We start from the raw sequence: 12,363 nt of genomic DNA, 5'->3' as shown, positions 1-12,363 counted from the left end.
CCCGGTTATTCCGCCGGCTGGGCCACCGTCGCACGATTGCGGAAGATCATGTCCTTTGCAGCAAGCACTGCGCCGCCGGTCACGAACAGGCAGGCGAGCGCGATGCGCCAGGACGGCTCGGCAAAACCGAACAGGATCAGGATCAGCGTCGAAAGCACCGGCGCCGCATAACTCGCGACGCCGAGAAGCTGGATATTGCCGTTCTTCACCCCAAAGTCCCAGGCATAGAACGCCGCTCCGACCGGCAGCAGCCCGAGGCCGACGACCGCCAGCCACTCGAAGGTCGTCGCCGGCCAGACGGTCGTTTCGAGCGCCAGATGGCAGACGAAAGACAGGATCGAGGTCGCAAGACAAAATCCTGTCACGACATCCGTCGAGACCGCTTCGAAGCGGCGGGTGATGAGCGAATAGCCCGACCAGGTGAAGGCGCAGAGAAAGGCGGCGCCGTAGCCAAGCAGATAGGCATCGTCGAAGGCAACGCCATTGCGCGCCACGATCAGGATCGTGCCGACGAGGCCGGCGAGTGCGCCGGCGAGATGATACCAGCGCAAGCGCTCGCCCGGCAGCAGCGCCGAGCCGACGACGATCAGCAGCGGCCAGAGATAGGCGATCAACCCGGCTTCCACTGCCGGGGCGTTGCGCAGGGCGGTGAAGTAGAGAAAGTGGTAGCCGAAGAGGCCGGCGATACCCGTGATCCAGACCTTGGCCGGTTGCTTGAGCAGCGCTATGCGCTCAGGCCTCATCCCCAGCACCACCAGGCCGGGCAGGCTGCCGATCAGGAAGCAGATCGCCGAAAGCTGGAACGGAGGCATCTTGCCGGATGCTGCCGTGAACAGCGCGAGCAGCGACCACATCAGAATGGCGGAAAAACCGATCAGCGTTGCCTTGAATGTCATAGTCGTCCCCTCGCGCGATTTCTCTCACGGAAACCTGCGCCGATAAAATCTTCGTGCTTCGTGGTATTTAACCTTTTAGTTGCACACGACCGCGCGTCAACCACCAAATCGCGTCGCCGAGACCGTGACCGGTCCGAGCTTGGTGGGGATGCGGACATAGACGGGGGCGTAGACGTTCACGTTGGGCGCCTTGGCAAACCAGATTTCCATCGTCTGCAGACGACGCAGATACTCGACATCCTCGCGGCCCTTCTTGTAGCCGGCCTTCGGCACGAAACGGATACCGCAGACGATCACCTCCCCTTCGAAGCCCTTGGTCTTGAAAGGCTTGGTCCCCTTCGGTGAGAGCTTGATGTCGAGCCGCGACTCGCCATCAAAGATCGGCAGCGTGTTGGGGCACACGCGCGCCTCGGCGGGAATGATGAGGCCCGAGAGCGGGTCGAGCACGTTGCGCATGTCGCGCGAGGTGACGGGCACCCAGTTCTTCGGCAACGGCGTGCGCTTGGGCGTCATGCTGGCTTGCACCACATTGCCGTTGCGATAGGTGACGTTGATCGCCCTGCTCTTCGATCCACTGCGATAGGACATCGAATAGTGCGAGGCGCGCAGGTAATCCCTGCCGATCACACCCGAAACCTGCGTCTGGCCCGAGGTGTGGCTGAGGATGTCGAGCAGCCCGGCGGATTTCAGCGTTCCGGATATCGTGTAGCGATTCTTCTGAAGCTCGGTATGGAAGGAGGCGCGCGCAACCGGCAGACCGGCGAGCGAGATGCTGTAATCCGTCAGATGTTCGACATCGGCGGCCGACGATGCTGTGGAAAACGAGACCGCGGACAGCAGCGCCGCCACGCGAAAGCCATTTCGCAACTTCATGCCCTGAAAAATCCATCGCTTGAATATCGCCGTAATACCCTGAAATGCAGGCTCTTTGCGGCTTTTCTACGCCCAGTACGCTGCAGCCGGCCGTCGGGCCGGCCCCGTGGCCGCCACCCGTCCTCATGCAAGAAATAACGCATAGCAAAACCGCTTGGAATGGGTCTCGCAAGGCATTATTCTTGCGAGAACTACGCCTCACATCTGAAGAACGGACGGGAAAAACCGCGGGTTTTCCGAGAATGCAAGAGGTTTGGCTTGACGGGCGGGCCGTCTCTGACTATAGAACCGCGACTTTCCAATAATGGCCTAGGAACGCGGCCTGGGCTCTGGGCCCGCTACCGCATTGTCCGGCGGCGATAAAGAGAATAGGTGTACCATGTCCCGTAGTTGCGAATTGACCGGCAAGGGCGTCCAGTCGGGCAACAATGTAAGCCACGCCAACAACAAGACCAAGCGCCGGTTCCTGCCGAACCTGTGCAACGTCACGCTGATTTCCGATGCTCTCGGCCAGCGCTACCGTCTGCGCGTTTCCGCTGCAGCTCTCCGCTCGGTTGAACACCGTGGCGGCCTCGACGCCTTCCTGCTGAAGTCGGACGAGAACGAGCTGAGCATGCGCGCTCGCCTGCTGCGCCGCCAGATCGTCAAGAAGGTTGCTGAAGCCGCCTAATCGGCGCCAGCGTCCTGTCTTTGACACGCGTTTAAAAGGCTTGCGGGTTCATCCAGCAAGCCTTTTTCTCGTGCGCGTGTTTCTGCCTTCATCGGCCGGATGCTCGATCCGGCTTTCATCCCTCTAGCTGGTGGCATCTCCCAGGATAAAAAAATGCTGATCAACCGCACTTTCTTCGTCTATATCGCGCTCATGACCCTCGTGGTCGTGGCTTCGAACATCCTCGTACAGTACCCGCTGCCGGGCTCGATTGCCGGCATGCAGCTTGGCGATCTTCTCACCTGGGGCGCCTTCAGCTATCCCTTCGCTTTCCTGGTGACGGATCTCACCAACCGACAGTTCGGGCCGCGCATCGCGCGCCGCGTGGTGGTCGCAGGCTTCATCGTCGCCATCCTGCTCTCCTTCGTCGCCGCCACGCCGCGGATCGCGATTGCCTCGGGCTCTGCCTTCCTGTTCGGCCAGCTTCTCGACATCTCGGTGTTCAACCGCCTGCGCCGTCAGAGCTGGTGGCATGCGCCGCTCGCAGGTTCGCTGATCGGCTCGGCGCTCGACACCGCGATGTTCTTCTCCTTCGCCTTTGCCCCGTTCTTCGTGTTCTTCGGACCGAACGACAGCTTCGCGCTGGAAACCGCGCCCCTGCTCGGCGTGCTCACGGCCGAAGCACCGCGCTGGATCTCCTGGGCGATCGGTGACTTGAGCGTCAAGATCCTCTGCGGCCTCGTCATGCTGCTGCCCTATGGCGCGCTGATGAGCGTCGTCAAGCCGATGCCGGCAGCGGAAGCCAAGGCATCCGCCTAGAGCAGTTCCAGGAAAAGTGTGAAACGGTTTTCCGTCTGGAATTGCGTAATTTCAAAGACTTAGATCATTTCAGTGTTTCGATTAAACAATGAAATGATCTAAACATGGCCTGCCGAAAAGGATCGAGCCGATGATTGCGGTCAAACGGCCGCAACCGTCGGCTCTGTCGTTTCAGAGCTTGGATCACTCGCCCCTTGGGCGAAACAAGCATTGCCTACTGCGTCACCGCGGTCGTGAGGCGGAACTCCAGCATCAGATTGCGCTCGAGGATGGAGTGGTTGTCATCCGAAACGACGATGACACGAACTTCGCCGTCCGGCCGTACGACGACGTCGAGCCCTTCCATATTGTCGATCTGGTGGCGCATGTCGGCTTCGAAGATGACGTCGCCATCGACCACGGCGCCGGGCTTGATCGTGTCGCCGGCAATACGCCGGATCTGCATACCGAGGCCCGAACCGAACGAGAAGCGCCGCTCCAGGAGCAGCAGGTCGCCGTTCGGCAGGAACGCGCCGTCGGTTACCGCATAGGGATCCTTGCGCACGACGGCAAACGCGCCACGCTGCGGCCCGTCGAGAATGCCCGCCAGCAGGTTATCCGCCCTGTCGACGCTGCGCTCCGCAACGGCGATCGTCGCGCCAGCCAGGGGGCCGTCCTTTGGCGCCACTGCGATGGTCTCGATGCCGCCATTGTTGCGCAATTCCTTGATCGGGAACGGCAACGCCAGGCTCCCGATCGGCGTCGATGCAGCAAATCCCGGGTCCGGGTAGATGTCGATGCGGTGTGCCTGCTCGTAGCTGACGACCACCTGCCCCGACCGCAGCGCCAATCCTTCCGAATCCACCTTCCACTTCGCCAGCCCGACGTCGCCGTTGCGGTCGGCCATCGGCGTGGCGGTAAGGTCCGTAAGACCGGAAAGCCGGCCGTCCGCATCACGGGTCACGGCGCCTTCGAGCCAGTGTCCGGTGTCCATGATCGCGATGAAGGAAGTGCCATCCGGTCGAAAACGGATTGCCGACACGGCGCCGAACAGGGAATTCGCAGAGGTCATTTCCAGTCCGCCAACGAACTCCAGCGCGCCGAACCGGGTGGCGCTCGATCCAACCGCGAAACTGCTGATCTGACGACTGCGGATCGGCAGAGTTTCGCCGCTCGAGGCGGCCCATGCCGAGCCGGTCGACGCGAAAAGCAGGAGGGCTAGAAGTCCGCGACCGAGCATGGGGAAGTACCTTCAGGGGAAGAACATCAGGAATGAAACGGAGTACGACGACGAGAGACACCTGCCACGGCGCACTGAGATCATCGCTGCAGCTTGGTAGACTGTAAAATTTTGTCCGTAAATTGACTTCGGCTCAAGGCCGGAACGGGCTGTCGCCGATTGGCGTTCGGAAGCGGCAAACACCACCTCCGAACGAAACAAATTATCCGGCGCGACGAAGACGCGAGGAACCGCGGCGCTTGCTTTCATCCTCGAAGAGCGCGGCCAGCTGCTCGGTCATCGCACCGGCAAGCTCGTCGGCGTCGACAATGGTCACGGCACGACGGTAGTAGCGCGTCACGTCGTGACCGATACCGATCGCCAGAAGCTCGACAGGCGAGCGCGTTTCGATCTGCTCGATGACCGCGCGCAGATGCCGTTCCAGATAGTTTCCGGGATTGACCGACAGCGTCGAATCGTCGACCGGCGCACCGTCGGAGATCATCATCAGGATGCGGCGCTGCTCGCGCCGTGCCATCAGTCGCTCGTGCGCCCACATCAGCGCCTCGCCGTCGATGTTTTCTTTCAGCAGGCCTTCGCGCATCATCAGGCCGAGATTGCGGCGCGCCCGGCGCCAGGGCGCATCGGCGGACTTGTAGATGATGTGGCGCAGATCGTTGAGCCGGCCCGGCGCCTGCGGCTTGCCGCCGGCAAGCCACTTTTCGCGCGACTGTCCGCCCTTCCACGCCTTGGTGGTGAAGCCGAGGATCTCGACCTTGACGCCGCAGCGTTCCAGCGTGCGCGCCAGGATGTCAGCGCAAGTGGCGGCAACGGTGATCGGGCGGCCACGCATCGAGCCGGAGTTGTCGATCAGCAGCGTCACTACCGTGTCGCGGAAGTTGGTGTCCTTCTCTCGCTTGAAGGAAAGCGGCTGCATCGGGTCGATGATGATGCGCTGCAGGCGCGCCGTGTCGAGGTAACCCTCTTCGAGGTCGAATTCCCAGGAGCGGTTCTGCTGCGCCATCAGGCGGCGCTGCAGGCGGTTGGCAAGGCGACCCACAGCACCCTGGAGATGGGAAAGCTGCTTGTCGAGGAAGGCGCGCAACCGGTCGAGCTCGGCCTCGTCGCACAGCTCTTCCGAAGCGATCGTCTCATCGAACTCGCGGGTGAAGACGGCGTAGTCGACCTTCTCGTTGAAGTCGGCAAAGGGCTGGTTCGGGCGCTTGACCTCGCCCGGCGTCTCGCTGTCCTCGTCGCCCTCGTCCTGAAGATCGTCGTCGGAAATCTCCGCGCCGTCCATCTCGCCTTCTTCCATCTGCTCTTCGGCAGCCTGGTTTTCATCGGCGGGGGCGGCGTCGTCGCCGGCTTCCTCGTCGCTGGCGTTTTCGTCCTGCTCCTGGCTGCGCGGCTGGTCTTCGTCGGTCTCGCTCTCCTGCTCGTCCGGCTCGACGTCGTCGTCGCCATATTTCTCGGCGACCTCCATCGAGGTCAGCATGTCGCGCACGACCCGGGCAAAGGCCTGCTGGTCATTGATCGTCGACGACAGGTTCTGGATGTCGCCCGCAGCCTTGCCTTCGATGAACTCGCGCCAGAGGTCGAGTACCTTACCGGCGGAGGCCGGCGGCTTCTCGCCGGTCAGCTTCTCGCGCACCAGAAGCGCCACGGCTTCGCCGAGCGGCGCGTCGGCCTGCCGCTCGATCGTTGCGAAATTCGCCTTGGCGTATTTCTCTTCGAGCATGACGTTCAGGTTCTTGGCGACGCCCGCCATGCTGAGCGCACCGATCGCCTCGACACGCGCCTGCTCCACCGCGTCGAAAATCGCGCGAGCGTCGGCCCCTTGCGGCGACATCGTCGCGTGGATGCGCGCGTCATGACAGGCCTTGCGCAGCGCCATGCTGTCACCCAGCCCGCGGGTGACGCTGAGTTCCTGCAGCGTCGGGCGCTTGGAAAGCTCGGGCAGACGAATGCGCTCGCCGGTCATGCCCGGCCGCTCATTGGCGAAGGCGACTTCCACCTCGGCATCGCCCGCGATCGATCGGATGCAGCCGGAAAGCGCCCGCTTGAACGGTTCGGCAGCATTCTCGCGCGTGGTTGGCTTTGCCTTCGAGTTCGAGCTCACGAGAGTTCCTTCTTCAGCCAGATGCGGTGAAATCCCGGCGGGAAATCATCGAGTTTGCCATAAACGTCATAACCCAGCTTCTGATAGAAGCCGTCGCCCTGGAAACTGAATGTGTCGACATAGATGTAGCGGGCGCCGCGGCTTGCGGCGACCGCTTCGACACGCGCAACGAGCTCACGCCCGCTGCCCGACCCTCTCAGCGCCTCGTCTACCCAGAGCAGTTCGATGAAGCACCAGTTCCACGCCGTGTAGGCGACGATGCCGCCTACGATCTCGTCGCCGTCGTTGCGCACCGAAATGGCGAAGCGCTTGTATTTGGCGCTTCCCGCCTTTTCGAGGTTGAAGGCCTTGAGGCCCTTGAAGACCGCGTTGGCGGTCTTCGCGACGCTCTTCTCCTCAACGAAGCGAAGCGCCCGTGCGCCCTCCGCCTCCGCCATGGCTCAGGCGGTGGCTTCCAGCACGATGTTGGCAGCGCTTTCCTTGAGCTCGATCCCGAAGGCGCGCTGGTAGTGCTCGGCGACCAGCGCCCGCTCCAGCTCGTCGCACTTGTTGAGGAAGGTCACGCGGAAGGCAAAGGCGATGTCGCCGAAGATATAGGCGTTCTCGGCCCAGGTGATGACCGTACGCGGGCTCATGACGGTCGACAGGTCGCCGTTGATGAAGGCTGCGCGCGTGAGGTCGGCAACACGCACCATCTTGGAAACGGTCTCGCGGCCCTTGTCGGCGGTGAAGCCCTTCACCTTGGCGGCGACGATGTCGACTTCCTTGTCATGCGCCAGGTAGTTCAGCGTCGTGACGATCGACCAACGGTCCATCTGCGCCTGGTTGATCTGCTGCGTGCCGTGGTAGAGTCCGGTGGTGTCGCCGAGGCCGATGGTGTTGGCGGTCGCAAACAGGCGGAAGGCCGGGTGGGGACGGATGACGCGGCTCTGGTCGAGCAGCGTCAGGCGGCCGGAGGATTCGAGAACCCGCTGGATGACGAACATGACGTCCGGACGGCCGGCATCGTATTCGTCGAAGACGAGCGCGACATTGTGCTGGTAGGCCCAGGGCAGGATGCCGTCCTTGAACTCGGTGACCTGCAGGCCGTCCTTGACGACGATCGCGTCCTTGCCGACGAGATCGATACGGCTGACATGGCTATCGAGGTTGACGCGCACGCACGGCCAGTTGAGGCGGGCAGCGACCTGCTCGATATGGGTGGACTTACCGGTACCGTGATAGCCCGAGACCATCACGCGTCGGTTGTGGGCGAAGCCTGCGAGAATAGCGAGCGTGGTTTCGCGATCGAAGAGGTAATCCGGGTCGAGGTCCGGCACATAGGCGTCGCCCTTCGAATAGGCAGGAACGCGCAAATCCGTATCAATGCCGAAAACCTCCCGGACCGAGATCGTCGTATCGGGGAGGTTGGAAATGTCGAGGTCAATCTTGCTCATCATGTCTCCAGAGCGGCCACCGGACGGCACCCGCGCATTCGCCTGCAAAAGTGCTTCTGTAATAATCCGCGTTGTTAGCAGAAACCAGCCTGTTTTAACAATTGGTAGGCTTGAATAACCGCGCGAAAACGCTCTTCGGATCCCCTATCTCCGCCATTGGCATCGGGGTGATGCTTCTTGACGAGATCCTTGTAGGCAGCCTTGATATCGGCAGCAGTGGCCGAGGCCCCGAGGCCGAGTGTTTCGAACGCCTTTGCCTCGAGCGTCTTCAACTTGCGCTGGCGCGGCTCCGGGCGACGGGCGCGCGCTTCGCTGACGAAACCGAAGGGGTCGCGCATCCGGGCCTGGGCGCCGGCCGAGCCCGACCGCGTCTGCGACTGCGTCGGACCGTTCTTGGCATTCTTGTTGACGCCGACGGTCCAGGTCGGCCGGTGGCCGGTCACCGCTTCCTTCTGGTAGCGGGCGACCTCGCTGTCGGAAAGGCCGGAGAAGTAATTGTAGCCCTTGTTGTATTCCTTCACATGTTCGAAGCAGAACATGAAGTACTGGCCCTCGGCATTGCGGCCGACGGGCGCTTTATGCACGCCCTTCTGATCGCAGCCGTCCCACTGACAGACGGGCGCAGCCGGCTCCGCCCGGGGCTCAACCTTGCGCCGGGTGCGAATGCGATCGAAGTATTTTGAATCGAGTCTCATGGTGCTCATTATGGGGCTTGGCTGGGGCCACAACAAGAATTGACAAAACGGAATGTTGCTGGCTTTGTGCGGGCATTTTGCGCCGCCAAGCCAGCGATTACCGGGTACTGCAGATCCGCGAGGGGGCGTCAAGCAACCAAGGAAATGGGACGGAAGAATGTCGCTCACGGACACGATCGAAAAGAAGCTGATCGAGGCCTTCCATCCTGAGAGATTGGCGGTCATCAACGAGAGCCACATGCATGCCGGTCATCAGCCGGGTTTCGATGGCGGCGGCGAAACCCACCTGCGGGTGCGCATCGTTTCCAGCGCCTTTACTGGCATGAGCCGCGTCGCCCGTCACCGCGCCATCAATGATCTCCTGAAACCGGAACTCGATGCCGGCCTGCACGCGCTTGCCGTAGAGCCCGCGGCTCCCGGCGAAGCGACCCGCTGGTAGCAATCAAGACGTCGGAGCGGCACCGTCTTCCGCCGGGCGGATGCGCAGCTTGGTGATCCGGTTCTTCACCCGTTTCATCACGATGAAGCGCTTGCCGTGGAAGGTGAAGGCCTGGCGCTCCTCCGGGATGCTCTTGGATTCGTGGATGACGAGCCCCGCCACCGTCGTCGCTTCTTCGTCCGGCAGCGACCAGTCGAGCGCGCGATTGAGGTCGCGGATCGGTACCGAGCCGTCAACGACGATCGAACCATCGGCCTCCTGGCGCACACCCTGAATGTCGAGGTCGTGCTCGTCGGCAATATCGCCGACAATCTCCTCCAGGATGTCTTCCAGCGTCACCAGGCCCTGAACCTGGCCGTATTCGTCAACGACGATCGCCAGATGCAGCTTGCGGCGCAGGAAAGCGTTGAGCTGGTCCTTGAGGTTGGTGGTGTCCGGCACGAACCAGGGCTTCTGCGCGATCTTGACGATATCGAGGTTCTCCGGCTCGACATTGGGCTCCGCTAACGCCCGCAACAGATCCTTGGAGTGCACGAGGCCGATGATGTTGTCGGTCGAACCGCGCCAGAGCGGCAGTCGCGTGAACGGGCTTTCGAGGATGTCACGAACGCAGGTCTCCGGCGGCTCGTCGGCATTGATCGCCCGCATGGCGGTGCGGTGGATCATGATGTCGGAGACTTCGAGTTCGCCGAGATCGAGCACGCCGCCCAGCCGGTCGCGGTCGGCCTTGATCACCGAACCCTCTCGGTGCAAGAAGTCCACTGCGCCGCGCAGTTCCTCATGCGCCGAAAGCATCGACATATCGGCGGCAAGATTGACGCCGAAGAGATTGAGCAGGCGCCGGACGATGCCGTTGACGAGGCTGGAGACCGGCCCGACGACCGCGACGAAGGGGCGGACGAGCGGCGCAACGGCAATCGCGAAGCGGTCTGGCGAAGCGATCGCCCAGCTCTTCGGCAGCACTTCCGAGAAAATAACGAGCAGCACGGTCATGGCGAGCGTCGCGATGGCGACGCCGGAATCGCCGAAGAGACCGATCAAAAGGCTCGTCGTCAGCGACGACGCGAGAATGTTGACGAGATTGTTGCCGATCAGCAGCGTGCCGATCAGCCGGTCACGGCGTTCGATCAGCCGGTTGACGATGCCGGCACGCTCCTCGCCGTTGTTTTCGAGCGTGTGCATGCGCGAGCGCGAGGCTGCCGTCAGCGCCGTCTCAGAGCCCGAGAAGAACGCCGACAGCACGAGCAGGCAGAGGACCGAGAGGATCGACAGCCAGTATTCCGCCAGAAAAGCAATAAAGGCTTCGCCTGTCATTGCGGATGTTTTTCCCTCAGGAAGCTTAGGACCTCCGATGCCGGAACGTCATCGGCGACAAAGGATTGTCCGACGCCGCGCGTCAGGATGAAAGTGAGCTTGCCGCCCTTGACCTTCTTGTCCTGGGCGATCGCGTCCATCAGCCTCTCGGCCGGAGGCAAGGTGCCCGGGATTTCCGACATGCGGGTCGGCAAGCCCACAGTCTTCAGATGCGCCTCGACACGGGACGCATCGTCCGGGCTCGCAAGGTTCATGCGTGCCGAGAACTGATGCGCCAGCACCATGCCGATCGAAACGCCCTCGCCATGCACCAGCCGGGCGCTGTCATACTCGGTCGCAGCCTCCAGCGCGTGGCCGAAGGTATGGCCGAGGTTCAGCAGCGCACGCAAGCCGTTCTCGCGCTCGTCCGCAGCCACGACGTCGGCCTTGGCCTGGCAGCTGATCGCGATCGCCTCGATGCGCGCCGCGCCGCCGGCAAAGACCGCCTGCCAGTTCTTTTCGAGCCAGGCGAAGAAGTCCGGCTTGTCGATCAGCCCATACTTCGCGACCTCGGCATAGCCGGCGCGAAACTCGCGTGGGCTCAGCGTGTCGAGCACGTCGGTATCGGCGAGCACCAGATCCGGTTGATGGAAAACGCCGATCAGGTTCTTGCCGTGGGGGGAATTGATGCCGGTCTTGCCGCCGACGGAGGAATCGACCTGTGCCAAGAGCGAGGTCGGGATCTGGATGAAACGCGAGCCACGGCGCACGATGCCGGCGGCAAAGCCGGTAAGATCGCCGATGACGCCCCCGCCGAGCGCGATCACCGCATCGTTGCGCTCGATCCGGGCGCCAAGCACGGTTTCACAGACCGGGATCAGTTGCTCGAAGCTCTTGGTCTTCTCGCCGGCGGGAAGCACGAGCGACACTGCGTCGATGTCACGCTCCTTCAGGCTCGCCATCAGGGGCTCGAGGTAGCGCGGCGCTACGTTCTCGTCAGTGATCACGGCCATCTTGCGCCCCTTGAGGCGGGCCGCGATCTCCTGGCCGGCGGCGGCAATCAGCCCGGGACCGATCAGGATATCGTAGGAACGGTCGCCGAGGTCGACGCGGACCTTGCGTTCGGCAGCGGGCGCAACATGGCTATTCATGGTTCTTCTTGTCCTGGTATTCGATAACGGCGGTGAGAACGTCCTCCACCATCGTCTCTTTCTTCACATCGCGCGACAGCACCGTCAGGTCGGCTTCCGAATAGATCGGGTAGCGCGCGTTCATCAGGTTTTCGAGCGTCTGCTTGGGATTTTCGGTCTTCAGCAGCGGCCGGGTATCGCGCTTGTTAACCCGCTCCCAGAGCACGTCGAGCTCGGCATTGAGCCAGACCGTCAGGCCGCCCTTCCTGATCTGTCGGCGCGAGCGCTCGTTGATGTAGGCGCCGCCGCCAGTCGAGACCACACGCGGACCACTTCTCAGAAGCCGTTTCAGCACCCGCGTTTCCAGCGCGCGGAACTCCTCCTCGCCGTAACGGGCAAAGAGATCGCTGATCGTCATGCGCGAGACGCGTTCGATCTCGTGGTCGGAATCGACGAAGGGAATTCCGAGCGCCTGGGCGGTCAATCTTCCGATTGCCGACTTGCCGGCGCCCATGAGACCGATGAACACGAGATTGCGTTTACCGAGTACAAGCTTCGCCCGCTCGGCAAGCGTTGCGGAAACCGGTTCGATCACGTCGTTCATTGGACTTCTTATTCCCCATTCCCTTTCGGTATCGACAAATCGGGGTGTAGCGTCAAGTCGTCGCGCGCGTCCGCTCACGGTTCTTGAACTCGGCCGAAGCGGCGTTCATATAGGTCTGGCACCCGCCTTCGTGCCGCGCATTCATCCGAACGCGAGATGACGATGGCCGTTTGAACGCCTGCATGCATAGCCTTTGGTCCGCTTCGACCGAA

Annotated in this window: 13 protein-coding genes; 3 read left to right on the top strand and 10 right to left on the bottom strand. The window is 62.4% G+C overall.

Annotated features, from left to right (window positions below; translation table 11 throughout):
- Positions 1-5: 5 nt before the first annotated feature.
- Positions 6-896: an EamA family transporter gene (locus ASE60_RS27500; RefSeq protein WP_057254754.1), complete on the bottom strand. Its 891-nt coding sequence runs from the start codon at positions 894-896 to the stop codon at positions 6-8.
- A 96-nt stretch (positions 897-992) separates the two neighbouring features.
- A complete protein-coding gene (locus tag ASE60_RS27495) occupies positions 993-1,769 on the bottom strand; it encodes a DUF3108 domain-containing protein (RefSeq protein ID WP_057254753.1) in 777 nt (258 codons plus the stop codon).
- A 379-nt stretch (positions 1,770-2,148) separates the two neighbouring features.
- Between ASE60_RS27495 and rpmB the strand changes: the two genes are divergently transcribed.
- Positions 2,149-2,439: a 50S ribosomal protein L28 gene (gene rpmB / locus ASE60_RS27490; protein ID WP_034806568.1), complete on the top strand. Its 291-nt coding sequence runs from the start codon at positions 2,149-2,151 to the stop codon at positions 2,437-2,439.
- Positions 2,440-2,592: 153 nt separating this feature from the next.
- Positions 2,593-3,237, top strand: coding sequence for a queuosine precursor transporter (locus tag ASE60_RS27485; protein WP_057254752.1), 645 nt, complete (start codon positions 2,593-2,595; stop codon positions 3,235-3,237).
- A gap of 214 nt (positions 3,238-3,451) precedes the next feature.
- On the opposite strand, the gene ASE60_RS27480 is transcribed toward ASE60_RS27485, so the two are convergent.
- The 5 genes from ASE60_RS27480 to ASE60_RS27460 form a co-directional block, all read right to left on the bottom strand.
- A complete protein-coding gene (locus tag ASE60_RS27480; RefSeq protein WP_057254751.1) occupies positions 3,452-4,456 on the bottom strand; it encodes an esterase-like activity of phytase family protein in 1,005 nt (334 codons plus the stop codon).
- Positions 4,457-4,658: 202 nt separating this feature from the next.
- Positions 4,659-6,554 (bottom strand): cobaltochelatase subunit CobT, encoded by a 1,896-nt coding sequence (cobT, locus tag ASE60_RS27475; RefSeq protein ID WP_057254750.1) that lies wholly within the window; start codon positions 6,552-6,554, stop codon positions 4,659-4,661.
- Complete coding sequence (locus ASE60_RS27470) at positions 6,551-6,991, bottom strand: GNAT family N-acetyltransferase (RefSeq protein WP_057254749.1); 441 nt, start codon at positions 6,989-6,991, stop codon at positions 6,551-6,553. Before ASE60_RS27470 ends, cobT begins: the two co-directional genes overlap by 4 nt.
- A 3-nt stretch (positions 6,992-6,994) precedes the next feature.
- Positions 6,995-7,990, bottom strand: a complete 996-nt coding sequence (cobS, locus tag ASE60_RS27465; protein WP_057254839.1) for a cobaltochelatase subunit CobS — start codon at positions 7,988-7,990, stop codon at positions 6,995-6,997.
- A gap of 74 nt (positions 7,991-8,064) precedes the next feature.
- Positions 8,065-8,694, bottom strand: a complete 630-nt coding sequence (locus tag ASE60_RS27460; RefSeq protein ID WP_057254748.1) for a J domain-containing protein — start codon at positions 8,692-8,694, stop codon at positions 8,065-8,067.
- Positions 8,695-8,842: 148 nt separating this feature from the next.
- On the opposite strand from ASE60_RS27460, the gene ASE60_RS27455 reads away from it, so the two are divergent.
- Entirely contained in the window at positions 8,843-9,124 is a 282-nt protein-coding gene (locus tag ASE60_RS27455) for a BolA family transcriptional regulator (RefSeq protein ID WP_057254747.1), read from the top strand.
- 3 nt (positions 9,125-9,127) lie between these two features.
- On the opposite strand, the gene ASE60_RS27450 is transcribed toward ASE60_RS27455, so the two are convergent.
- Genes ASE60_RS27450 through ASE60_RS27440 form a run of 3 tightly spaced genes read right to left on the bottom strand, consistent with a single transcriptional unit; the run spans position 9,128 to position 12,151 of the window.
- Positions 9,128-10,438, bottom strand: coding sequence for an HlyC/CorC family transporter (locus tag ASE60_RS27450; protein ID WP_057254746.1), 1,311 nt, complete (start codon positions 10,436-10,438; stop codon positions 9,128-9,130).
- Positions 10,435-11,568, bottom strand: coding sequence for a 3-dehydroquinate synthase (gene aroB / locus ASE60_RS27445; protein ID WP_057254745.1), 1,134 nt, complete (start codon positions 11,566-11,568; stop codon positions 10,435-10,437). The genes ASE60_RS27450 and aroB overlap by 4 nt, the downstream gene beginning before the upstream one ends.
- On the bottom strand, positions 11,561-12,151 hold the full coding sequence (locus tag ASE60_RS27440) for a shikimate kinase (protein ID WP_057254744.1): 591 nt from the start codon (positions 12,149-12,151) through the stop codon (positions 11,561-11,563). The genes aroB and ASE60_RS27440 overlap by 8 nt, the downstream gene beginning before the upstream one ends.
- Between the last annotated feature and the right edge of the window lie 212 nt (positions 12,152-12,363).

The sequence above is a fragment of the Ensifer sp. Root278 genome (genome assembly GCF_001429285.1).
In the GTDB taxonomy this organism is placed as follows: Bacteria; Pseudomonadota; Alphaproteobacteria; order Rhizobiales; family Rhizobiaceae; genus Ensifer.
Note: the sequence above shows the minus strand (reverse complement) of the source record. Positions and strands in the feature narration are given on the sequence as shown.